Genomic DNA, 23,145 nt, shown 5'->3' with positions numbered 1-23,145 from the left:
ACCGCCCATGCGCAACGAGGGAATCGGCTCCTGGCCCGCCCGCAGGGCCCGCAAGACCCCGCACCGCACCGCGTTCCGATACGAGGACAGCACCATCTCGTACGGCGAGCTCCACACCCGCACCACTCAACTGGCCCGCGCGCTGCGGGAGTCCGGGGTGCGGCGCGGGGACCGGATCGCCTATCTCGGACCCAACCACCCCGCCTTCCTGGAGACGTTCTTCGCGGCGGGCATGCTCGGCGCGGTCTTCGTGCCGCTCAACACCCGCCTGGCCGCCCCGGAACTCGCCCACCAGCTCACCGACTCGGGCGCGGGCACCCTCGTCCACGCCCCCGCGCACACTCAGGCCGCCGTTCAACTGCACGACCTCGCGCCGGCGGTCCGTACGTACGTAGAAGTCGGCCCGGCCTACGCGGAGTTGCTCGCCACGGCCGCAGCGGGCACCGACCCGCTCGACGAGCCTGTGACCGGCGACGACGTCAGCATCATCATGTACACCTCGGGGACGACGGGCCGCCCCAAGGGCGCCATGCTCACCCACGCCAACCTCACCTGGAACGCCGTCAACGTCCTCGTCGACGCCGACCTCACATCCGACACCATCGCGCTCGTCACCGCCCCGCTGTTCCACACGGCGGGCCTCAACATGCTGACCCTGCCGGTCCTCCTCAAGGGCGGCACCTGCGTCCTGGTCGAGTCTTTCGACGCGGACGCGACACTCGGCCTCGTCGAACGGCACGGCGTCACCGCCATGTTCGGCGTGCCGACGATGTACGAGCAGATGGTGCGCCGCCCGCGCTGGCGCACCGCTGATCTGGCCTCGCTGCGGGTCCTGATGTGCGGCGGCGCCCCCGTGCCCGCCCCGCTCATCGCCGCGTACGCCGAACGCGGTCTCGTCTTCCAGCAGGGCTACGGCATGACCGAGGCCTCGCCCGGAGTGCTCTTCCTGGACGCCGAGCACGCCGTCAGCAAGGCCGGTTCGGCCGGCGTGCCGCACTTCTTCACGGACGTCCGCGTGGTGCGCCCCGACCTCACGGACGCGGACCCCGGCGAGGCGGGCGAGGTCCTGGTGCGCGGACCCCATGTCATGCCCGGCTACTGGGGGTTGCCGCAGGAGAGCGCGGCGGTCTTCGCCGACGGCTGGCTGCGCACGGGGGACGCCGCACGCCAGGACGCCGACGGGTACGTCACCATCGCCGACCGCCTCAAGGACATGATCATCTCCGGGGGCGAGAACATCTACCCGGCCGAGGTCGAGAGCGCCCTGCTCGCCCACCCCGATGTCGTGGACTGCGCCGTCATCGGTGTGCCCGACGAGAAGTGGGGCGAGGTGCCGCGCGCCGTGATCGTCGCCCGGGAGGGCGCGGCACCCGAACCGGACGCGCTGCTCGCCTCACTCGTCGGACACCTCGCCAAGTACAAGATCCCGAAATCCCTTGTCGTCGCCGCCGAACTGCCGCGCACCGCCTCCGGGAAGCTCCGCAAGCCCGAGCTGCGCCGCCGCTACGGCTCCCGCCAGCCCAACTCGCCCCAGGAGAACGCCTCATGAGCACCACCTCCAGCGCCACCTCCAGCACCACCACGACCACCGTCAACGGCCTCGACGAGCTCAAGAAGCTCGCCGGAAGCGACCTCGGTGCAAGCTCCTGGATCGACATCACCCAGGAGCGGATCAACACCTTCGCCGACGCCACCGGTGATCACCAGTGGATCCACACCGACCCCGAGCGCGCGGTGCAAGGCCCGTTCGGTGCGCCGATAGCCCACGGCTATCTGACGCTCTCCCTCTTCATCCCCTTCTTCACGGAGCTCCTCGACGTCCAGGGCGTCACCACGAAGGTCAACTACGGCCTGGACAAAGTGCGTTTCCCCGCACCCGTGCCCGTCGGCTCGCGCATCCGCCTGGTCGCACGCCTCGCCTCCGTCGACGAGGTGAGCGGCGGCGTGCAGATCGCCGTGGACGGCACCGTCGAGATCGAGGGCGCCGCCAAGCCCGCCTGCGTCCTGCGCAGCCTGTCCCGCTTCTACGTCTGACCGCGAGGGGCCCACCATGCCTGACGCCCAACCAGCGCACGGCACAAGCCAGTTGCGCAGAGTCGCACTCTCCGGCCTGCTCGGCACAGCGGTGGAGTTCTACGACTTCCTGGTGTACGGAACCGTCGCCGCGCTCGTCTTCGGCGACCTGTTCTTCCCCGAAGTCGACTCCGCCGTCGGCACCATAGCGGCGTTCGGCACCTTCGCCGCCGGATACGTCGCACGACCCCTCGGCGGCATCGTCTTCGGGCACTTCGGCGACCGGCTCGGCCGCAAGCCGATGATGCTCCTGACCATGGTCCTGATGGGCGCGGGCAGCTTTCTCATCGGCTGCCTCCCGACGTACGACACCATCGGCGTCTGGGCCCCCGTACTGCTCGTCCTGCTGCGGGTCGTGCAGGGCATCGCGATCGGCGGCGAATGGGGCGGCGCGACGCTGATGGTCGCCGAGCACGCGGGGGAGCGGCCGCGCGGCCTGTGGACCAGCTTCACGCAGCTGGGCGCGCCGCTGGGGACCGTCCTTTCGACGCTCGTCGTCACCCTCGTGAGCACCCTGCCCGACGACCAGTTCCGGGCGTGGGGCTGGCGGGTGCCGTTCCTGCTCAGCCTGGTCCTCCTGGCCGCCGGGCTCTATATCCGCCTGAAGGTGGCGGAGAGCCCGCTGTTCACCGCCGCCCGGCGCGAGAAGAACACGGCGCGGACGCCGTTGCCCTTGCCCTTGCTCGATGTACTGCGCAAACCACGCTCCGTGCTGCTTGCGGCGTGCGTCGGCATCGGCCCGTTCACCGCCCAGTCCCTGATGACCAGCTTCATGATCTCGTACGCCGTCGACTCCGGGTACACGCGCTCGCAGGTCCTCACCGGAGTCACCGTGGCCTCCTGCACAGCCCTGTTCGTGATGCCGGTGGCCAGCATCCTCTCCGACCGGATCGGCCGCCGCCCCGTGGTGCTCACCGGCGCACTCCTCTCCGCGGCCACCGCCTTCCCGGTCTTCGCCCTCGCCGACTCCGGCAGGCCCGGACTGCTGATTCTCGCCTGCGTCATCGGCCACGGCATCGCCCAGTCCACGATGTACGGTCCGCTCGGCGCCCTGCTCACCGAGATGTTCGGCACCCGCGTGCGCTACACGGGCGCGTCCCTCGGCTACCAGACCGCGACCCTCCTCGGCGCCGGCTTTTCCCCGCTCGTCGCGAGCAGCCTGCTCGCCTCGTACGACACAAGCGCCCCCGTCGCCCTCCTGCTCACCGCCGGTGCCGCAGTCACGGCGCTCACCGTCTGGCGGATGCGGGAGACGAGCGGCGCCACGCTCGCCACGGAACCCACCGGGATCCGGCCCACGGAAGGTGTCCCCTCCTGATGCATGAGATCCGTACCCCGATGAGAACCGTGACGGGCCTCGCCGCCCTCGTCCTCATCGCCGCCGCGTCACCGTCAACCGCCGCGTCACCGTCAACCGCCGTGTCCCGCACGCCAGGTGGCCACGTCGAAGGCACTCTGCCCTCCGGCGCCGCCTACGTCATCGACACCCCCGGGCACTGGAACGGCACCGTGCTCCTGTTCAGCCACGGCTACCGACCCGCCGGATCCCCGAACCCGGCCCAGAACGCCCCGGACGACCAGGTCAAGAAGGAGCTCCTCGGCGAGGGCTACGCGCTTGTCGGCTCGTCCTACGCCACCACCGGCTGGGCGGCCGAACAGGCCGTGCCCGACCAGCTCGACGCCCTGGACACCTTCACCACCAAGGTCGGCAAGGCCCGGCGCACCCTCGCCTGGGGCGAGTCGTACGGCGGCCTCGTCACCACCACCATCGCCGAACGGCACGCGGAGCGCATCGACGGCTCCCTCTCGATGTGCGGCCTCGTCCAGGGCGGCGTCGCCAACTGGAACTCCACCCTCGACCCCGTCTTCGCCCTCCGGACCTTGCTCGCCCCGGACTCCGGCGTCCGGCTGACCGGATTCACCGGCGAGGCCGACGCGAGGAACGCGGCGGACCGTCTCGGCGGCGTCCTCACGCAGGGGCAATCCACCCCCACAGGCCGCGCCCGCATCGCCCTGGCCGCCGCCCTGCACGCCGTGCCCGGCTGGAACGACCCCAAGCAGCCACGCCCGGCACCCGACGACTACCCGGCCCAACAGGCCAACCAGTACGCGGCGTTGACCGGCCTGGTCCAGGCGCCCGCCTTCTCCTGGCGGCAGGAGGCCGAACAGCGCGCGGGCGGCAGCATGTCCTGGAACACGGGCGTCGACTACTCGGCGATGCTCGCGCGCTCCTCCCAGTACAAGGAGGTCAAGGCCCTCTACAAGACCGCGGGCCGCTCCCTGCGAGCCGACCTGAACGCCCTCGCCGCCGCACCACGCATCAAGGCCGACCCGTCCGCCGTCCGCTACATGACGCGCAACGTCGCCTTCACCGGACGCCTCACCAAACCCCAGCTCACCATCCACACCACGGGCGACGCCCTGATCCCGGTCCGCGCCGAGAGCGCCTACCGCGACACGGTCACCGCGGCGGGCCGCACGCCGCTCCTCCGCCAGGCGTACGTCGACAACGCGGGCCACTGCACCTTCAGCACCGCCGAGCAACTGGCCGCCGTGCACACGACGGAGCGCCGCGTCACGACGGGCCGCTGGGGTGACACGTCCGCTGCCGCGCTCAACGCGGAGGCGCGGCACTCCGATCCGACGACGGCCGCGCGGTACGAGGGCTTCAGGCCGGGCCCGTACCCGCGTCCGTTCGACCGTCCAGACCCCCGCCGTCCACGGTGAGTGCTCGGGCGAGCCGTTCGAGGTGCGCACGGTACAGCCCCACGAAGTCCAGGCGCCCGTCGGCGATGGCCCACTGCACCTGTAGCCCGTCCGATACGGCGAGGATCTCGCGGGCCACGTCCTCCGGGTCGGTGTGGGGCACCAACTGCCCCGCATCGATGGAGCGTTGGAGTGCGGAAGCGAGGGAGTGCACCACCCTCGCGTACCGCTCCGCGAAGTATGCGTGTGCCGGGTGCGACGGGTCACCGGCCTCCGCCGACAGCCTGGTGTAGAGCTGGATCAGGCCCGGCTGGGTGAGGTTGTACTCGGCCAGTGCGAGCACCTCCCGGAAGAGCGCGCGGACGTCGTCGCCCCCGGAGTCCGGGTGCAGCCGCCCGAAGGTGCGCACTGTGCGCTCGTCCCGCGCCTCAAGGACCGCCATCAGGAGCCGCTGCTTCGAGCCGAAGTGGTGGGCGATGACGGTGGCGGACGTATCGGCCTCGGCGGCGATCTTCGCCAGGGAGGAGTTCAGATAGCCGGACTCCGCGAAGAGAACGAGGGCGGCGTCGATGATGGCCGCTCTTCGGGGATCGGCGGCGGCGTACTGCCCGGTGGGGCGGTGGCGGGGAGTGCGGGGCATGGGGGCAGATTACTTTCCCCGGGCCTGGAGTCCCGCTGGTCCTGCCGTCTCGCGGTCCCGCCCCTTCCCGGCTGCGTCCACCAGCGTCAGCGCCTACTCCTGCCCCTCCTGCCCCGCCAACCCCCGGTACACCGCCCCCACCAAATGCACGCTCCGCAAATCCTCCCCCGAAGTCCCGCCCCCCATCCGATTCATCACGTACGCGTACGAGACACGGTTCTCCGGATCGGCGAACGCGTAGGAACCGCCCGCGCCCCCATGGCCGAAGGCCCGCGGATTGGGTCCCGCCTGCCCGTAGAGGTTCAGCATGTAGCCGAGCCCCCACTCCCACTTCTCGCCCCACGCCGTCCCCGCCGCGAGCACCAGGTCACGTTCGTCCGGCTCCCCCTGCCGGGTCCGCAACCGCTCAAGTGCCGCGCCGCTCAGCAACTCCCCGCCGCCCAGCGCCCCGTACACCGTCGCGAGCCCCCGAGCGGACGCGTGCCCGTTGGCGGCCGGGATCTCGGCGCTCCGGTAGGCCGCGCTGTTCACGTGTCCGACGGGCAGGTACTGGAGGGCGAGCGTGACGGGAGCCAACGGGTGGTCGTCGATCGACCGCACCGGCGGCGCGGGCGGCGGCGCGGAGCCGAGTGCGCTCCGCGCGCCCTCCGAAGGGGAGGAGAGCGGCTTCGCCAAGTCCGCGCACCGGCCGTGTTCGCTCTCCGGGGTGCCTACGTAGACATCCGCTTCCAGCGGCCCCGTGACCTCGCTCCGCAGGAACGTACCGAGCGAGACCCCCGTGATCCGCCGCACCACCTCACCCACCAGATAGCCGAAGCTCACCGCGTGGTACCCCTGCGCCGTACCCGGCTTCCACCACGGCGGTGTCGCGGCGAGTGCCCCGCACACCCTGTCCCAGTCGTAGAGGTCCTCCGACGTCATGGGCTCGCTCGGCGCGATCACCCCGGAGCGGTGGCTGAGCAGCCAGCGCACCGGGATGTCCGCCTTGCCCTCCTGCGCGAACTCCGGCCAGTAGCGTGCCACCGGCGCGTCCAGATCCAACTCGCCCCGGTCGACGAGCAGATGCGCGCACAGCGCGGTCATCCCCTTGGTCGTGGAGTACACGTTCACCAGCGAATCGCGCTCCCACGCGCGCGTGCCCGCCTTGTCCGCGTCACCGCCCCACAGGTCGACCACGAACTCGCCGTCGACCGCGACCGCGACGGACGCCCCGAGATCGCCGCGTTCGGTGAAATTCCGCTCGAACTCATCGCGTACGCCCTCGAATCCGGGTGCACAGGTGCCGTGGACATCCACGCTCATGACTCTCCTCGATCACTCGAAGTGTCGCTGGAAGTGCCGTCGAAAGCGTCGCCGGCAGTGTCGCCGGAGGTACCGACCGGCGCGGTGCACATCCTCGCGCATGGTTGCCCACGGCACCTAGTGTGGCGCGGGGGCGAGTCGGGCACGCCGGTTCACATATGCCAGATAAGGGACTTCACTCCCTAAAGTGATCTGACCTTGTGTCATGCCCACCAGAGGTTGGACTTCTCTTCACATACAGGTCACTGCCCCTTCCCCGATCCTTGCTCCCCTTGACACACTGCACGCTGCTCATGTCCCCCACACCCCATACCGCGAGGTCGAAACCACAGATGCCTGAACTCAACCGGCGCCGATTCATGCAGCTCGCAGGCGGCAGTGCCGCGTTCGCGTCGCTCTCGCAGAGCATCGCCCGCGCTGCCGCCCTGCCCGCCCAGCGCCGCTCCGGCTCCATCGAGGACGTCGAGCACATCGTCGTCCTGATGCAGGAGAACCGGTCCTTCGACCACTACTTCGGCACGATGAAGGGCGTACGCGGCTTCGGCGACCCGCGCCCTGTGACCCTGCCCAGCGGGAAGCCCGTATGGAACCAGTCGGGCGGCGGCAAGGAAGTGCTGCCTTTCCATCCCGACGCCGAGGACCTCGGTATGCAGTTCATCGCCGGGCTCGACCACGACTGGGCGGGCGGCCACAGCGCTTTCAGCAACGGCAAGTACGACAACTGGATCGCTGCCAAGTCCGAGCGAACGATGGCGTATCTGAACCGCGAGGACATTCCGTTCCACTACGCGCTCGCCGACGCGTTCACCGTCTGTGACTCCTACCACTGTTCCTTCATGGGAGCCACCGACCCCAACCGCTACTACATGCTGTCGGGCCACGTCGGCAACGACGGCAAGGGCGGCGGCCCGGTCCTCGGCAACCAGGAGGCGGGCTACGACTGGACCACGTACGCCGAGCGCCTCGAGCAGGCCGGGGTCTCCTGGAAGGTCTACCAGGACATCGGCGACGGCCTGGACGCGGCAGGCAAGTGGGGCTGGATAGACGACGCGTACCGCGGGAACTACGGCGACAACTCGCTGCTCTACTTCAACAAGTACCGCAACGCCAAGCCGGGCGACCCGCTCTACGACAAGGCCCGCACCGGCACGAACGCCAAGGCGGGCGACGGCTACTTCGACCTCCTGAAGGCCGATGTGAAGGCCGACAAGCTGCCCAAGATCTCCTGGGTCGCGGCGCCCGAGGCCTTCTCCGAGCACCCGAACTGGCCGGTGAACTACGGCGCCTGGTACATCTCGCAGGTCCTGGACGCGCTCACCTCCAACCCCGAGGTGTGGAGCAAGACGGCCCTGTTCATCACGTACGACGAGAACGACGGCTACTTCGACCACATCGTCCCGCCGTACGTCCCCTCCAGCGCCTCGCAGGGCCTGTCCACCGTGGACACCAAGCTCGACTACTTCCCCGGCGACGCCTCGTACGCCGCCGGACACTACGGCCTCGGCCAGCGCGTCCCGATGATCGTCGTGTCGCCGTGGAGCACCGGCGGATTCGTCGACTCGCAGGTCCTCGACCACACATCGATCCTCCAGTTCATGGAGAAGCGCTTCGGCGTGCAGGAGCCGAACATCTCGCCGTGGCGGCGGGCCGTCTGCGGTGACCTGACCTCCGCCTTCGACTTCAGCGGCAAGGACACCGACCCGGCCCAGCTGCCGGACACCGGCGCCTACGAGCCGCCGGACAACCAGCGCCACCCCGACTACCTGCCCAAGGCGCCCGCGAAGGCGGACCTGCCCAAGCAGGAGTCCGGCTCCCGGCCCTCGCGTCCGCTGCCGTACGTCCCGCTGGTGGACGGAGCGGGAGCGCCCGCCGACGGCAAGTTCACGCTCACCTTCAGCGGCGGCGACGCGGCAGGCGCCTGCTTCCACGTCCGCTCCGGCAACCGCACGGACGGGCCCTGGACGTACACCACGGAGGCGGGCAAGAAGATCTCCGACACCTGGAACACGCAGTACTCGAAGGGTGCGTACGACCTGTCGGTGTTCGGCCCCAACGGCTTCCTGCGCGTGTTCCAGGGGCCCGGCAAGACGGCGGGGCCCGAGGTGATCGCCCGCCACGACAAGGCCACCGGCAATCTGAAGCTGACCCTGACGAACGCGGGCAGCGCCGATGTCAACCTCAGTCTCACCAACGCCTACGGCGGCGCTGCCGAGACGTTCAAGGTGAAGGCGGGCGGCACCGTCGAGCACACCGTCGACCTGCGGGCCGGCAAGCGGTGGTATGACGTGACGGTGAAGTCGGACGCGGACGCCACGTTCCTGCGGCGCTTCGCGGGGCACGTGGAGAACGGCCAGGCGGGCGTCAGCGACCCGGCGATCGTCTCCGCCTGACGGATCAAGGCGTCGCCTGACGGCTGTGAGGGGCCGCTGCCGGACTACAGCTCCGGCGGTGGCCCCCACGCCCCCAGGTCCGGGCGTCCCCAGGGAAGTCCGGACCGCTCGCAGGCGACGCGCAGTTCCTCGGGGTCGGGGACGTTGAGGCTCTCCTTGCGGATGACCTGACCCGTCGGCGACCAGACGAGCAGTGTTTCGACGCTGTCGTCGTGGTCGTCGATGCCGACACCGCCGATCGAGGGCCGCGCGTGCTCCCACTCGGCCTTCCCCTGGCCGCCGTCGGCCGCCATCCGGATGCCGCGCCCGTCGAGTACGAGGGCGGGGCGCCGGCGGTCGTACACCAAGGCGCCGAGCGCACCGGCCACCGCACCGGCAGGAACGCCCCAGGCCGTCCAGCTCAGGCCGTTGTCGAACAGATGGCGCAGCTTGAAGGCGAGGATGCCCATGACGATGACGCCCGCGAGGACACCGGTGATGTAGTACCACTTGCGGGTGGCGCCCGGCATCCCCACGGTCACCGCTGCTGCTGATGCGGGTGCGGCGGTCGTCGGGGGACCCGCCTGCGGGGGAGGAGCCTGCGTGTACGCGGGCGGAGCCGACGCGGGCGACGGTGCCGAAAGCCCGGCGAACGCCGCCGACTCGTACGCGTCCCGCTCCGGGTCACTCACCGGATAGCCCAACGCCCTTGCCTGGTCCCGAAGTTCACTGCGCGCGATCCGCAGCGCGCCGAGCGGTGCGTGCAGGAGTTCCGCGCCCTGTGTGCCGCGGAGCCGCAGCCACGGATGCCCTGACCGGGTGTGCAGTTCAAGGCCGCCGATCTCCGCGCGCGGGATGCGGATCGCGCCGTGCTCGCCCTCCCAGCCCACATGGTCGACGCCGAGCGTGAACCGCGCCTCGGGCAGCAACTGGTGCGGAAGGAAGCCGGGGTCCACGTCGTAGGCGTTGCTGTGCTGCTGGTCCTGGATGACGCGGTAGCCCCGTGAACGGAGCACGGCGATCAGCTCGTCCGGCGGAACGTCGCCGGAGTAGGCGGTGCCGATCAACGCCAGGTCGTGGCCGTAGAACTGCAGGATGAGCGAGACGCTGAGCTTGCCGTCGCCGGTCTCCCTGGTGAGCTCGGTGGGCACGATCCCGGCGATCGCGGAAGCGGGCAGCTCCGTCGAGCCGAACCACGGGTCGCGGACGGTGACGCCCTGCGGGCTGACGGTCCAGTGCGCGGGCGGGGTGCGCAGGACGCGGTAGAAGGAGCCACCGGCCCACACCAGAACGGCCATCGCGAGCGAGGCGATGAGAGCCACCCGCCCCTCGATGCTGTCGTCCGACGGCACGATCACCACGCCGAGACCGACGAGCCCGACGACGCAGCAGCCGAGCCGCCGCACCAGCTTGCGCGTGCGGACCTCCGGTTCGGGCCGGGAGAGTTCGACGGGGCCCGCGGCCTTCGCGGGCAGCGGTCCCTCGGCCACCGCCGCGAGGAGCGCCGCCTCGCGCCGCGAGAAGCCCGCCTCACGGGCCGCCGCGTTGCCCTCCGGTTCGCCGGGCCCGTCGAAGAGCCGCAGCGGGGCGCCGAGCCGCCGGGTGGTGACCCAGAAGGGGAACATGGCGATCGTCATGTCCTCCAGGCCCATCGCGCAGAGGTTGCCGACCTTCGTCGAGCCGTAGTCGGTGGGCGCGCGCACTTCGAGGGCCATCGCGCTCAGGAGCAGGGGGTGTTCGCGCGAGAAGGGGTACGTCACCGTGGCCTTCCCGGCGCGCAGCCGTTGCAGGCCCGCGCCGCTCAGCCGCCAGACGGTGCGTGCCCGCAGACGGAGCCAGGCGACGCCGACGAGCCAGCCGAACAGGGCGGCGGCAAGCGGGATCAGCGTACGGACGAGGGTGTCGTCGGCGGTCACGTACGCGAGGACGCCCGCGACGATCGCCGTCAGCGGGGGCATCCACCACGGGGCGAAGACGGACCGCGGCCGGTTCGACTCGATGAACGGTCCCGCGATCCGACCGGCCACGTCCTGCCGCGCCGCCGATGCGCGTGCTGATTCCATTTGTCATGCCCTCCCCGAGAGTCGCCCGAGCCTGCCGCCGAAAACGGGGGCTCGTCAAATCCCGTCGCCTGCTGTCGGCGCACGTGGGCTCGGGGAAGGAATCGGGGAAAGAAAAATCGGGTGAAGAAAAGGGGAAAGAAAAAACGTCGGTGAGTTCGACGTCACAGGGTTCGTCAAGGGCTGGCGAACCGCCCCGCCCATCGGGGTAGTGTGCCCGGGTGACAACGCATTCGAACACTCCTGCAGGCTGGTATCCGGACCCCCAGGGCGCACCCCAGCTGCTGCGCTGGTGGGACGGTTCCCAGTGGACCCAGCACACCAGCCCGGACCAGCAGGGCGGCGCCCAGGCGCAGCAGCCCCAGCAGGTCCCGCAGCAGGCCCAACCGGCTCAGCCGCAGCCGGCCCAGCAGCAGGCGCAGGCCGCGTACGGCCAGCAGCAGGCTCAATACGGCCAGCAGCAAGGGCAGTTCGGCGGCCAGCAGCAGGCCCAGTACGGTCAGCCCCAGCAGGCGGCCCCGCAGGTCGATCCGGCCAAGGTGCAGCGCCAGGTCCAGCAGCAGGCGGGCGTCGCGCCCTCCGCGCAGGGCGGCGGCACGCTCTTCACCGAGCCGGTCCTCGTGGTGAACCAGAAGGCCAAGCTCATCGAGCTGACGAACGAGTACAGCGTCATGGACCAGTCGGGCAACACGCTCGGCTCGGTCGTCCAGGTCGGTCAGAGCACGCTGAAGAAGGTCGCGCGCTTCGTCTCCAGCATCGACCAGTTCATGACGCACAAGCTCGAGATCCGCGACGCGTACGGCCAGCCGGTGCTCGCGCTGACGCGCCCCCGCAAGTTCATGAAGTCGCGGGTCATCGTCGAGCGCGCCGACGGCTCGCCGATCGGTGAGATCGTCCAGCAGAACATGATCGGCAAGATCAACTTCGCGATCATGGTGAACGGCCAGCAGGCCGGCGCGATCAAGGCCGAGAACTGGCGCGCCTGGAACTTCTCGATCGTCGACCACGCGGACAACGAGGTCGCCCGGATCACGAAGACCTGGGAAGGCCTCGCCAAGACGATGTTCACCACCGCGGACAACTACGTCCTGCAGATCCACTACCAGCTGCCCGAGCCGCTCCTGAGCCTCGTCGTGGCGACGGCCCTGACGGTCGACACGGCACTGAAGCAGGACTCCCGCGGCTTCGGGTGACCGAGCCACTTCTCGTACCGCATCGGCCGCGTCCCTGATGTTCAGGGGCGCGGCCGATGCCGTTTCGTACGTCGTCGCGGCAGCCCTAGTGCCGCGACAAGTGGAGTGAAGGGGCGGGCTCGGGCTGCCCAGGGACCGACGGCAGATAGTCGGGCGCGGAGAGGGGTGCGCGTACCTCGTCCCGCGGCGACCGGGTGAGGACCACCACGCCGTACGCGGCGATCGCCGCACCTCCGGCAGCCAGGAAGAGACCGGCCACGCCTCCCTGGAGCCGCTCCCCGAGCAGCGTGAGGCCGATGATCGCGGCGGCCATCGGGTTGGCCAGGGTGACGACGGCGAGCGGCGCGCCGAGGCCGCCGCGGTACGCGGTCTGGGAGAGGAAGAGGCCGCCCACGGCGAACGCGGCGACGAGCAGCGCGACGACGATCACCTGAGGGCTGAGCAGCGGCCCCGAGCGGTCCGTCGCGGCGACCGTCACGGTCTGGGTGAGCGCGGATGCGACGCCCGAGGCGAAACCGGAAGCGGTCGCGTGCCGCAGGCCCGGCCGCGTACCCGGGCGGGAGAGGAAGCCGATCACGGCCATCGTGCCGCCCGAGACGGCGAGCGCCTCGGTCAGTGTCAGCGTGTCGTCGGGCGCGGGCCCGGAAGCGGTGAGCAGCAGGGCGCCGAGGCCGATGAGCGTGAGCCCCGTGCCACGCCACTCGAGCGGCGTGACCCGCCGCCCCGCGAGCCGTGCGCCCATGGGTACGGCGGCGACGAGGGTGAGCGCGCCGAGCGGCTGGACCAGGGTGAGCGGTCCGTACTTCAGGGCCGCCACGTGCAGCAGTGCCGCGCACGCGTTGAGCCCGACGGACGACCACCAGGCCCCGCTGCCGAGCAGCCGCAGGAAGCCGTTGCCGGTGTCCGTGATGCGGGCGGCGAGGCGTTCCTGGGCCACAGCGGCGGAGGCGTACGCGGCGGCGGATATCAGGGAGAGCGCGACGGCGACGAGTGTGGCGTTCACCGACGGACCCCCGAAGCGGCGAGCTCGGGTGCGGGCGTGTGCCGCCGTACGACGAGCGAGTGTGTGGTGCCTGGCACCTTGATCACGGCGAGTGCGATGCCGAGCAGTGCGGTCACCGCGATGGCGTCGAGCCAGTAGTGATTGGCGGTTCCGACGACTACGAACAGGGTGATCAGCGGGTGAAGCAGCCACAGCCAGCGCCACCGCGACGAGGTGGCGGCGATCAGGCCGACGGCGAGCATCAGCGCCCACCCGAAGTGCAGGGACGGCATCGCGGCGAACTGGTTGGCCATCGAGTCCGTCTGCGGGGCCGCTCCGTAGACGGTCGGTCCGTACACCTGGCCGGTGTCGACGAGCCCCGCCGCGTCCAGCATCCGGGGTGGTGCGAGCGGGAACGTGAGGTGCAGCACGAGGGCCGCCGCGGTCAGCGCGGCGAGCACCCGCCGGCTCCATACGTAGTGCCGGGGGCGCCGCAGGTAGAGCCAGATCAGGAACAGTGCGGTCGCCGGGAAGTGCACGGTCGCGTAGTAGGTGTTCGCGATGTGTACGAGGCCCTCGCTGCTGAGCAGCACATGCTGCACGGCGCCTTCGCCGGGCAGCTGGAGGGCGCGTTCCGCGTCCCACACGTGGTGGGCGTTGCTGAAGGCCTCACCGGTGTGGCCGTTGGCCAGCTGCCTGCCGATTTTGTATACGAGAAAGAGTCCTACGACGAGGAGGAGCTCGCGGACGAGGGGCGGTCGGGCAGATGTGTCCGGCTCCCGGACGGCTATGTCCGGTTCCCTTTCGGCAGGCTCGGTTCGGGATTTCATCCCCCGGCCCCTTTACGTGATGGCTGGGTGGTGCGGGTAGTGAGTGAGGGAAGGCCCCACTCATCGATACGCCAGTGTACCGATACGCCAGTGTACCGATACGGAAGCGTACCGGTACACTCGTGTATCGATAGGGTCGGTAGCAGCCGCCGCCGCATCGAGGAGAAGAGTCATGACGTCGCGGGACCAGGCACCAGACGCAGAGGCACCAGACGCGGAGGCGGTGGAGGCGGTGGAGGCAGAGGCAGCGGAGCCGCTCGGCTCATCGCGCCGCTCCAAGATCACGCCCGAGCGTGAGCAGGAGTTCTACGACGCCGTCCTCGAGCAGCTCCGGGAGTGCGGCTACGACGCCGTGACCATGGAGGGCGTGGCCTCGACCACGCGGTGCAGCAAGTCCACGCTCTACCGGCAGTGGAAGACCAAGCCCCAGTTCGTGGCCGCAGCGCTGCGCGCCAACCGCTGCGTACGGTTCGCGGGCATCGACACCGGCACGCTCGCCGGTGATCTGCTCGAGGCGGCGCGGGCCGCGGGGGACTGGTCGACCCAGGACAGCATGGTCCAGGCTCTCAGCCATGCGGTGCTCCAGGACGAGGATCTGAGGAGCGCGCTGCGCGAGGCGCTGGTGGAGCCGGAGACCCGGGCGCTGGACGACCTGGTCAAGCGTGGGGTGGACCGGGGAGAGATCGCCGCGGACCATCCGGCCACGAGGTTCCTCACGGCTCAGCTCATGGGCGTGGTCCGGTCCCGCCCGGTTCTCGAGGGCAAGCACGCGGACGAGGAGTATCTGTCCGACTTCATGGAGGCGTGCGTGCTGCCCGCCCTCGGTCTCACCAGACCCACCTGATCGTGGACCGGAGCCCGATGGATGACGGACTCCGATCTGCCTGCGCCGCGCCGCACCGTGGGGACGGGGGTGGCGTGGCCGACCGTGGCCGGGCGGCCGGAACCTTCGTGGTTCCGGCCGTCCGGCTTCGACTTTTCCCGACCCGTGTCACACGGCCGCGTCACACGTCCTGACCGTTGCCGCCCCCGCCGCCCGGCGCGGCCTTGATCCCCTTGGTTATCTCGTCCATCACGGACAGCTTCGGAGACTTGTCGTTGACGTCTATGCCGAAGCGGACGATGACGAGTGTCGACTTGTCGGTAGGGGAGGGGAAGGCGAGCGACTGGACGTAGCCGTCGTCGCTCTTCTCGGTGACGGCCTTCCAGCGGACCAGGTAGCCCTTCTGCCCTGCGACGGTGACTGCCTTGGACTCCAGCTCCTTGTGCGAGGTGATCTTGCCGTAGGTCTTGCCGCCGTACGACTCCTTTGCGTTGACGGAGATGTCGGCCTTGGCGGCTGCCTCTGCCGTCTTCTCCTCAACCTTGAATCTTTTGGCGGGCCCCGAGAACGCACCGCCGCGGCTACAGGTCTTGGAGGGCTCCCTGGGGCAGGGATAGGGCCCGGTCGTCAGCGAGGCACCGCCGCCGGCGGACTCGCCGGTCCAGTCGTCGGGCACCGGAAGACTGATGCCGCTGAACATGTCGGTGGCGTACCCCTCTTCGCTGGGGGGCGTGGCGGGCGGTCCGCTCGGGGGCTCCGACGACTCCGGGGCTTGCGGCTCCTGGGGCGCGCCGGGCTCCGACGGTGCGGAGGATGGCGCGTTGGCGGCGCTGTCGCTGTCCCCGTTGCCGTCGTCGGAGGTGAGGAAGTAGACGCCCCCGCCGATGCCCGCGAGGACGACCAGGGCCACGCCTACGGCTATGCCTGTGCGGAGGCCGCGGCGGGGGGCGGGCTGTCCCGGATAGGAGGGGTAGTTGGGGTATGCGCCCGGGGCGCCCGGCGGATAGGCCGGAGGGGACGCGGGCGGCGCACCACCCGGGCCGGCGGCGGATCCCACCGCGCGCACCTGGTCCGTCCATACGTTCCCGTCCCACCAGCGCTCGGTGCGGGGGCCGTCAGTCGTCTGTCCGGGGTCGGGATACCAGCCGGGAGGGGTTACCTGGGTCATGGGCGCCAGGGTATGAGTATTCGGTGAAAGCGGGATGAGAGGGGGCCTGTACGGGGCAACTGCCGGCAGACCGTGCGCGGGCGAGTGGGACGCGAGTTCACTGTCCCCGCCCGTCCACCACGAGCCGCACAGGCCCGTCGCTCACCGGCGCGGGCAGCAGCAAACCGCCCTGGCCAGGAGTGATCGACCCCAGCACGCTCGGATGCCGGGCCCCTGTGCTCTCCGGAACCGTCCCCGGAAGCCCGTGCGCCGTCAGGAAGCCCAACACCGCGAAGGCGTACGCCTCCTTCGCCGCGGACGGCAGTCCGAGCTCGTCGGAGGTGCGCATCGGGACCCCGCTCCCCAACTCGGCCCGCAGGAAGGCCATCAGCGTCGGATTGCGCGTTCCGCCGCCGGAGGCGATGACCTCGGAGGCGTCGGCCGAGCGGACGGCGTCGGCGACCGTGCGGGCGGTCAGCCGGGTGAGCGTCGCGACGACGTCATCCAGGGAGAGCGCCTCGTACCCGGAGAGTGCCGCCCGCAGATAGGGCAGATGGAAGAGTTCCTTGCCGGTGGTCTTGGGGGCGGGGCGTGCGTAGTACGGCTCGCGCAACAGCCCTTCGAGCAGCCCGGCGTCGACCGTGCCGCGCGCCGCCATCTCCCCGTCGATGTCGTATGTGAGCCGCTCCCGCGTCAGTTCGCGTACGGCGGCGTCGATGAGGGCGTTGGCGGGGCCGGTGTCGAAGGCGGTGCCGTCCGGGGCGGTGATGTTGGCGATGCCGCCGAGGTTGAGCGCGGCGGGGGCGCCGGGCCTGCCACGCAGCCACATCCGGTCGACGATGCTGACCAGGGGCGCGCCCTGCCCGCCTGCGGCGATGTCACGAGGGCGGAAGTCCGCGACGACCGGCAGCCCCGTCGCCTCGGCGATCCACGCGGGCTGCCCGATCTGCAGCGTGCCGTGCACCTGGCTGTCCTCCACCCAGTGGTAGACGGTCTGCCCGTGGGAAGCGACCAACTCGGCGCGCCCGTCGCACAGTTCCCGGTCCGCCTCGGTGGCCGCGGCGGCGAAGGCCTGGCCGATGCGGGTGTCGAGGCGGCAGACGTCCGCCAGGGTGGTGGCGGCGGGCGGCAGCGCGGCGCCGAGTGCCGTCCGCAGCGTCTCGTCGTACCCGCGGGTGATGAGACCCAGCGGCGAGAGCAGCAGACGGTCGCCATCGATCGTCAGGTCGGCCGCCGCGGCGTCGATGGCGTCGTACGAAGTCCCCGACATCAGCCCGATTACGCGCACGTGCTGCCCCTCTCGCTCTCCGCACCGGTGTGTTTGATCATCGCAGCGATGACGGGGCATGTGCACTCGCACGCACGATCCAGTTCAGGTCGTCTGCGGGGCGTCTGCGGGTCGTCTGCGAGGTGTCGAGGTTCGTCAGGGGCCGGCCAGCACAAGCCTCCGGCACTCCCCGGGACTGCCCCAGGCGGTCCGCAGTGCCCGCGCCTTCGTCAGCCACAGCGACAGGTCGTACTCCGCTGTATAGCCGATCGCCCCGTGCAGTTGCAGCGCCGCACGGGCGGCAGCGTACGCGGCCTCGCTCGCCGCCACCTTCGCCGCGGCGATATCGGCCGTCTCCATGGACAACGCGGCTCCGTAGAGCAGGGGCCGGGTGAACTCGAGGCCTGTCAGGACGTCCGCGAGGCGGTGCTTGACCGCCTGGAAGCCGCCGATCGGCGTTCCGAACTGAGTGCGCTGCTTGACGTACGCGACGGTCCGCTCGAGCAGTGCGAGCCCGACGCCCAGCGCCTGCGCCGCCGTCGCGAGCGAGGCCCAGTCGGCGGCGTACTCGGAAGCCTCGGTCACCGGCGGGCCCGAGGCGAGGAGTTCGCCGCCGGACCTGAGCCGGGCGAGGCGCCGTGCCGGGTCCAACGACCGCTCCACGCGCGCGTGCCCGGCGGCCAGGCGCAGCTCACCGTCCTCGGCGGTCAGCCGAAGCGTCGCCGCGTCCGCGTCAAGGGCGAACGGGCCCCCTCGGGGGAGAGCGAGCGTCGCGATGGCGTCCCCCGAGGCGATGGGCGGAAGGAGGCGCTTGGCCGGGGCTGTGTCGCCGAGGTCGGCAAGGCGGGCAAGCAGCGCGGCGGCCGCCACCGTCTCGACCACAGGCCCTGGCACGGCATGGCGGCCCAACTCCACAAAGGCGACGGCGACTTCGACCGGGAGCGGCCCCACCCCCTCGTGTTCCTCAGGAACGGCGAGCGCGAACACCCCCGCGGCCGCGAGCCGTCCCCACACCGCACGCCCTGGCGCGTGGTCTCCGGAGGCCCACGCCCGCGCGGCCTCCGGAGCGCCGGCCGCTGTCAGCATCGCGTCCAGCGTCCGCGCGAACTCGCGCTGCTCGTCATCGAGGAGGAACCTCATCAGCGGCGTCCCTTCGGCAGGCCGAGCAGCCGCTCGGCGATGATGTCGCGCTGGATCTCATTGGTGCCCGCGTAGATCGGCCCGGCGAGCGAGAAGACGTACCCCTCCGCCCATGCGTTGCTCTCGTCCGCCAACTCGCCCTCCGCGCCCAGGAGATCGAGGGCTGTCTCGTGCAGCGCGATGTCGTACTCGGACCAGAAGACCTTGTTCAGGCTCGATTCGGCGCCGATCGTCTCGCCTGCCGCGAAGCGCGATGCGCTGGCCCAGGTGAACAGCTGATAGGCGCGTGCCCCGATCACGGCGTCGGCCACCCGGTCGCGCAGTGCGGTGTCCGTCGCGTCGCCGTCCGCGCGCCACTCCCGCACCAGGCGGTCGGCCGTGGCGACGAAGCGGCCGGGGGAGCGCAGGGTCAGACCACGTTCGTTGCCCGTCGTCGACATGGCGATCCGCCAGCCCTGGCCAGGATCACCGATCACGTCCTCGTCCGGTACGAAGACGTCGTCGAGGAAGAGTTCGGCGAACGCGGGCTTGCCGTCCAGGCGCCCGATGGGGCGGACGGTCACGCCGTCCGCGTCGAGCGGGAACATCAGATACGTCAGGCCCCGGTGCGGCTTGGCGGAGTCGACGGTGGGGTCACTGCGGAACAGGCCGAAGGCGCGGTCGGCGAACGCGGCCCGTGACGACCAGGTCTTCTGCCCGCTGATGAGCCAGCCGCCCTCCGTGCGGCGGGCGGTGGAGCGCAGCGACGCCAGGTCAGAGCCCGACTCGGGCTCGGACCAGGCCTGCGCCCAGATCACCTCGCCGCTCGCCATCGGGGGCAGCACCCGCGCGCGCTGCTCCTCGGTCCCGAAATCGAAGAGGGTCGGGGCGAGGAGATTGATGCCGTTCTGTGAGACCCGGGCGGGGCCGCCCGCCGCGAAGTACTCCTCCTCGAACATCAGCCACTTGACGATGTCGACCCCCTGACCGCCGTACTCCTCGGGCCAGGAGACCACCGACCAGCGGTCGGCCGAGAGCTCGCTCTCCCAGGCACGGTGAGCCGCGAAACCCTCCCGCGTCTCCAGCGACGGCAGTGGCTCGCTCGGCACATGCCGGGTGAGCCAGGCGCGCGCCCGCTGCCTGAACTCCCCTTCCTCGGCGGTGAAGTCGAGGTCCATCAGGCCCACCTCTTCGGTCGGTTCTTCTCCGGCGGTCTTGCAGGTCTTGCAGGGTTTCGAGGTCTTCCCTAACAAGTGTTTGGTAGATTACCCTGAGATCGAGTCAGCCGTCGAGAGCGAGTCGAGAGCAAAGGAGGCCGAGCGTGGACGCACCCACGTACGTGCCGGGGCACGGTCTGCTCGTGGACCGCACCGCCGTCATCACCGCCGCGGCCGGAGCGGGCATCGGCGGCGCCACCGCGCGGCGGTTCCTGGAGGAGGGTGCGCGCATCGTCATCGGTGACGCCCACCCGCGCCGCACGAAGGAGACGGTCGAGGCCCTTGCCGGGGAGTTCGGCGCCGACCGGGTCGACGGGACGCCGTGCGACGTGACGGACGAAGCCCAGGTGCAAGCCCTCTACGACCTGGCCGAGCAGCGCCACGGCGGCCTGGACATCGTCGTGAACAACGCGGGACTCGGTGGCACGGCCGAGCTCACCGACATGACCGACGAACAGTGGGACAAGGTCATCGACGTGACACTGAACGGCACGTTCCGCTCCACCCGGGCCGCCCTGCGCCGCATGAGGGCCGCCGGACGGGGCGGCGTGATAGTCAACAACGCGTCGGTGCTCGGCTGGCGCGCCCAGGCGGGCCAGGCGCACTACGCCGCGGCGAAGGCGGGGGTCATGGCGCTCACCCGCTGCGCCGCCGTCGAGGCCGCGCCCCATGGCATCCGGATCAACGCGGTGTCGCCGAGCCTCGCCATGCACCCGCACCTCGCGAAGGTCACCTCGCCCGAGCTGCTCGAAGAGCTCACCGCGCGCGAGGCGTTCGGGCGCCACGCCGAGCCCTGGGAGATAGCGAACGTCATCGTCTTCCTTGCCAGTGGCTACTCCTCGTACATGACAGGGGAGACCGTCTCGGTCAGCAACCAGCACGCATAGGCGGAGAATGACCGTGTGTCGAAACCGAAGCAGCAGAACAGCACCACACAACCGAAGCAGAGCGGCCCCGCAAAGAAGAAGGCTCCGGTGAGCCCCTCGCCGGAGCGCCGCAGCGAACTCCTCGCCATCGCGGCCGACGTCTTCGCCGAGCAGGGGTACAACGCGACCACGGTCCGCAAGATCGCGGACGCCGCCGGAATGCTCGCCGGCAGCCTCTACTACCACTTCGACTCCAAGGAGTCGATGCTCGAAGAGATCCTCTCGACCTTCCTGACCGAGCTGTGGGACGGGTACGACACCGTGCTCCAGTCACAGCTCGGCCCCCGGGAAACCCTCGAGGCACTCGTCACCGAGTCGTTCCGGGAGATCGACCGGCACCGCTCGGCCGTCGCCATCTACCAGAAGGAGTCCAAGCAGCTGGTCGCGCAGGCGCGCTTCCAGTACCTGGCCGACTCGCAGCAGCGCTTCGAGAAGGCGTGGCTGACGACCCTCGAGCGCGGGGTCGCGGAGAGCATCTTCCGCGACGACCTGGACATCCGGCTCGCCTACCGCTTCGTGCGCGACACGGTATGGGTCGCCGCGTCCTGGTACCGCCCCGGTGGCGGCCACAGCCCCGAGGAGATCGCCCGCCAGTACCTGTCGATGGTCCTGGACGGCATCGCCGTACGCACATAGCGCGTCGTCACCGCGGCGACCGCACCCGACCGAGGAGTACGCAGTCATGGCCGAGGCCTACATCGTCGAAGCGGTCCGCACCCCCGTCGGAAGGCGCAAGGGAGGCCTCTCGGCCGTCCACCCCGCCGACCTGGGAGCCCATGTCCTGAAGGCACTCGTCGAGCGCACCGGAGTGGACCCCGCCGCCGTCGAGGACGTCGTCTTCGGCTGCCTGGACACGGTCGGCCCGCAGGCCGGGGACATCGCCCGCACCTCCTGGCTCGCGGCGGGCCTTCCCGAAGAGGTGCCCGGCGTGACGATCGACCGGCAGTGCGGGTCCTCGCAGCAGGCCGTGCACTTCGCGGCGCAGGGCGTCCTTTCCGGCACGCAGGATCTCGTCGTCGCGGGCGGCACACAGAACATGTCGATGATCCCCATCGCCTTCGCCTCCCGGCAGGCCGCCGAACCACTCGGCCTCACCGAAGGTCCGTACGCGGGCAGCGAAGGCTGGCGCGCCCGCTATGGAGACCGGCCCGTCAACCAGTTCCACGGCGCCCAGCTGATCGCCGAGAAGTGGGGCATATCGCGCCGCGACATGGAGGAGTTCGCGCTCCGCTCGCACCGACAAGCCCTCCGCGCGATCGACGAGGGCCGCTTCGACCGCGAACTCGCCCCCTATGGAGACGTGACCAGCGACGAGGGGCCGCGCCGCGACACGACCCTCGAGAAGATGGCGGGCCTCAAGCCGGTCATGGACGACGGCACCATCACCGCGGCCTGCTCCTCACAGGTCTCGGACGGCGCAGCGGCCCTGCTCATCGCGAGCGAACAGGCCGTGCGGGACCACGGGTTGACGCCCCGAGCCCGCATCCACCACCTCTCGGTGCGCGGCGAGGACCCGATCCGGATGCTGTCCGCGCCGATCCCCGCCACCGCGCACGCCCTCAAGAAGACCGGCATGAGCATCGGCGACATCGACCTGGTCGAGATCAACGAAGCCTTCGCGCCGGTCGTCCTTGCCTGGCTGAAGGAGACCGGGGCCGACCCGGAGAAGGTGAACGTCAACGGCGGTGCGATAGCCCTCGGCCACCCCCTCGGTGCGACCGGCGTCAAACTGATGACGACGCTCCTGCACGAACTGGAGCGCACAGGCGGCCGGTTCGGCCTCCAGACCATGTGCGAAGGCGGCGGCCAGGCGAACGTGACGATCATCGAGCGCCTCTGACCGCGCGTCGGGAGCCGTCGGCCGCGTCCGGCTCCGGAACCGACCTTCACCCCTTGCGGCGGTTGCTGCCCGGACCCCGCACCTAGAGGCCCTTCACCCGGCTAGTCTCAGGGTCTGTACGTCGATTGAGCGACCCGGGAGGTAGCGCGATGACGCAGGGACGGCCCGGAGATGCCACCTGGGCCCCGCTGTGGGAGCGCGACGTGGAAGTCGCCGCGGTTGCACGAGCCGTCGACGAGCTGTGCTCCGACTCGATGGCAGCGGGCGGGCTGCTCGTCTTCCAGGGTGAGGCGGGCATCGGTAAGACGGCACTGCTTTCGGAGGTGCGCCGTATCGCCGAAGGGCGGCGGGCCACGGTGTGGTCCGCGCGGGGTGGTGAGACCGTCACCTCCGTCCCCTTCAACGTAGTGCGACAGCTGTTGCAGTCGGCCCTCGTCCCCCTCTCGCCCGAAGAGGCACGGGAGTATCTCGGCGACTGGTATCCGATCGCAGGACCCGCGCTCGGCATAACCGAGCCGGGCGGCCCGCAGGCCGACCCGCAGGGCGTGTGCGACGGCCTGGTCGAGGCGGTCGCCCGTCTCTCGGGGCTGCACTGGCCGCTCGTCCTGCTCATCGACGACGCGCACTGGGCCGATCAGGAAACCCTGCACT

General features: G+C 70.5%; 20 protein-coding genes. 11 read left to right on the top strand and 9 right to left on the bottom strand.

Going from position 1 to position 23,145, the window contains the following annotated elements; translation table 11 throughout:
- Nucleotides 1-7 precede the first annotated feature (7 nt).
- The 4 genes from ACGFSB_RS05210 to ACGFSB_RS05195 are packed head-to-tail and all read left to right on the top strand — an operon-like array spanning nt 8 to nt 4,800.
- A complete protein-coding gene (locus ACGFSB_RS05210; RefSeq protein WP_393394317.1) occupies nt 8-1,549 on the top strand; it encodes a long-chain fatty acid--CoA ligase in 1,542 nt (513 codons plus the stop codon).
- Nucleotides 1,546-2,034 carry a MaoC family dehydratase gene (locus tag ACGFSB_RS05205; protein ID WP_393394314.1) on the top strand — a complete coding sequence of 163 codons (489 nt, stop codon included), beginning with the start codon at nt 1,546-1,548 and terminating at the stop codon, nt 2,032-2,034. The genes ACGFSB_RS05210 and ACGFSB_RS05205 overlap by 4 nt, the downstream gene beginning before the upstream one ends.
- A gap of 16 nt (nt 2,035-2,050) precedes the next feature.
- Nucleotides 2,051-3,391 (top strand): MFS transporter, encoded by a 1,341-nt coding sequence (locus ACGFSB_RS05200; protein ID WP_393394311.1) that lies wholly within the window; start codon nt 2,051-2,053, stop codon nt 3,389-3,391.
- Nucleotides 3,391-4,800 carry an alpha/beta hydrolase family protein gene (locus tag ACGFSB_RS05195; RefSeq protein WP_393394308.1) on the top strand — a complete coding sequence of 470 codons (1,410 nt, stop codon included), beginning with the start codon at nt 3,391-3,393 and terminating at the stop codon, nt 4,798-4,800. The genes ACGFSB_RS05200 and ACGFSB_RS05195 overlap by 1 nt, the downstream gene beginning before the upstream one ends.
- Here ACGFSB_RS05195 and ACGFSB_RS05190 read toward each other — a convergent pair.
- Together ACGFSB_RS05190 and ACGFSB_RS05185 are read right to left on the bottom strand one after the other, a co-directional pair.
- On the bottom strand, nt 4,742-5,419 hold the full coding sequence (locus tag ACGFSB_RS05190) for a TetR/AcrR family transcriptional regulator (protein WP_393394306.1): 678 nt from the start codon (nt 5,417-5,419) through the stop codon (nt 4,742-4,744). The genes ACGFSB_RS05195 and ACGFSB_RS05190 overlap by 59 nt on opposite strands.
- 93 nt (nt 5,420-5,512) lie before the next feature.
- Nucleotides 5,513-6,721, bottom strand: a complete 1,209-nt coding sequence (locus ACGFSB_RS05185; RefSeq protein WP_393394303.1) for a serine hydrolase domain-containing protein — start codon at nt 6,719-6,721, stop codon at nt 5,513-5,515.
- A gap of 332 nt (nt 6,722-7,053) precedes the next feature.
- Between ACGFSB_RS05185 and ACGFSB_RS05180 the strand changes: the two genes are divergently transcribed.
- Nucleotides 7,054-9,111: a phosphocholine-specific phospholipase C gene (locus tag ACGFSB_RS05180; RefSeq protein ID WP_393394300.1), complete on the top strand. Its 2,058-nt coding sequence runs from the start codon at nt 7,054-7,056 to the stop codon at nt 9,109-9,111.
- A gap of 44 nt (nt 9,112-9,155) precedes the next feature.
- Here ACGFSB_RS05180 and ACGFSB_RS05175 read toward each other — a convergent pair whose 3' ends face one another.
- A complete protein-coding gene (locus tag ACGFSB_RS05175) occupies nt 9,156-11,153 on the bottom strand; it encodes a hypothetical protein (RefSeq protein WP_393394297.1) in 1,998 nt (665 codons plus the stop codon).
- 218 nt (nt 11,154-11,371) lie between these two features.
- Between ACGFSB_RS05175 and ACGFSB_RS05170 the strand changes: the two genes are divergently transcribed.
- On the top strand, nt 11,372-12,343 hold the full coding sequence (locus ACGFSB_RS05170; protein ID WP_393394294.1) for a phospholipid scramblase-related protein: 972 nt from the start codon (nt 11,372-11,374) through the stop codon (nt 12,341-12,343).
- 85 nt (nt 12,344-12,428) lie between these two features.
- Here ACGFSB_RS05170 and ACGFSB_RS05165 read toward each other — a convergent pair whose 3' ends face one another.
- Nucleotides 12,429-13,346 carry a DMT family transporter gene (locus ACGFSB_RS05165; protein WP_393394291.1) on the bottom strand — a complete coding sequence of 306 codons (918 nt, stop codon included), beginning with the start codon at nt 13,344-13,346 and terminating at the stop codon, nt 12,429-12,431.
- Nucleotides 13,343-14,155, bottom strand: a complete 813-nt coding sequence (locus tag ACGFSB_RS05160) for a phosphatase PAP2 family protein (RefSeq protein WP_393394288.1) — start codon at nt 14,153-14,155, stop codon at nt 13,343-13,345. The genes ACGFSB_RS05165 and ACGFSB_RS05160 overlap by 4 nt, the downstream gene beginning before the upstream one ends.
- A 172-nt stretch (nt 14,156-14,327) precedes the next feature.
- Here ACGFSB_RS05160 and ACGFSB_RS05155 point away from each other — a divergent pair, with 172 nt between their 5' ends.
- Nucleotides 14,328-14,999 carry a TetR/AcrR family transcriptional regulator gene (locus tag ACGFSB_RS05155; RefSeq protein WP_393394285.1) on the top strand — a complete coding sequence of 224 codons (672 nt, stop codon included), beginning with the start codon at nt 14,328-14,330 and terminating at the stop codon, nt 14,997-14,999.
- A gap of 160 nt (nt 15,000-15,159) precedes the next feature.
- On the opposite strand, the gene ACGFSB_RS05150 is transcribed toward ACGFSB_RS05155, so the two are convergent.
- The 4 genes from ACGFSB_RS05150 to ACGFSB_RS05135 form a co-directional block, all read right to left on the bottom strand.
- Entirely contained in the window at nt 15,160-16,146 is a 987-nt protein-coding gene (locus ACGFSB_RS05150) for a DUF2510 domain-containing protein (protein ID WP_393394282.1), read from the bottom strand.
- Between the two features lie 97 nt (nt 16,147-16,243).
- Nucleotides 16,244-17,413: an anhydro-N-acetylmuramic acid kinase gene (locus tag ACGFSB_RS05145; RefSeq protein WP_393394279.1), complete on the bottom strand. Its 1,170-nt coding sequence runs from the start codon at nt 17,411-17,413 to the stop codon at nt 16,244-16,246.
- Between the two features lie 135 nt (nt 17,414-17,548).
- Nucleotides 17,549-18,532, bottom strand: coding sequence for an acyl-CoA dehydrogenase family protein (locus tag ACGFSB_RS05140; RefSeq protein WP_393394277.1), 984 nt, complete (start codon nt 18,530-18,532; stop codon nt 17,549-17,551).
- Nucleotides 18,532-19,689 carry an acyl-CoA dehydrogenase family protein gene (locus tag ACGFSB_RS05135; protein WP_393394275.1) on the bottom strand — a complete coding sequence of 386 codons (1,158 nt, stop codon included), beginning with the start codon at nt 19,687-19,689 and terminating at the stop codon, nt 18,532-18,534. Before ACGFSB_RS05135 ends, ACGFSB_RS05140 begins: the two co-directional genes overlap by 1 nt.
- Nucleotides 19,690-19,832: 143 nt before the next feature.
- Between ACGFSB_RS05135 and ACGFSB_RS05130 the strand changes: the two genes are divergently transcribed.
- The 4 genes from ACGFSB_RS05130 to ACGFSB_RS05115 form a co-directional block, all read left to right on the top strand.
- Nucleotides 19,833-20,615, top strand: coding sequence for an SDR family oxidoreductase (locus ACGFSB_RS05130; protein ID WP_393394273.1), 783 nt, complete (start codon nt 19,833-19,835; stop codon nt 20,613-20,615).
- A 15-nt stretch (nt 20,616-20,630) separates the two neighbouring features.
- Nucleotides 20,631-21,290 carry a TetR/AcrR family transcriptional regulator gene (locus tag ACGFSB_RS05125; protein WP_393394270.1) on the top strand — a complete coding sequence of 220 codons (660 nt, stop codon included), beginning with the start codon at nt 20,631-20,633 and terminating at the stop codon, nt 21,288-21,290.
- 46 nt (nt 21,291-21,336) lie between these two features.
- Nucleotides 21,337-22,494: an acetyl-CoA C-acetyltransferase gene (locus ACGFSB_RS05120; protein ID WP_393394267.1), complete on the top strand. Its 1,158-nt coding sequence runs from the start codon at nt 21,337-21,339 to the stop codon at nt 22,492-22,494.
- Nucleotides 22,495-22,643: 149 nt separating this feature from the next.
- On the top strand, nt 22,644-23,145 hold a 502-nt coding region (locus tag ACGFSB_RS05115), incomplete at its 3' end, for an AAA family ATPase (protein WP_393394265.1).

Source organism: Streptomyces sp. NPDC048441, assembly GCF_043200235.1.
Taxonomy (GTDB): Bacteria; Actinomycetota; Actinomycetes; order Streptomycetales; family Streptomycetaceae; genus Streptomyces.
This window is presented reverse-complemented; position numbering and strand designations above follow the sequence as displayed.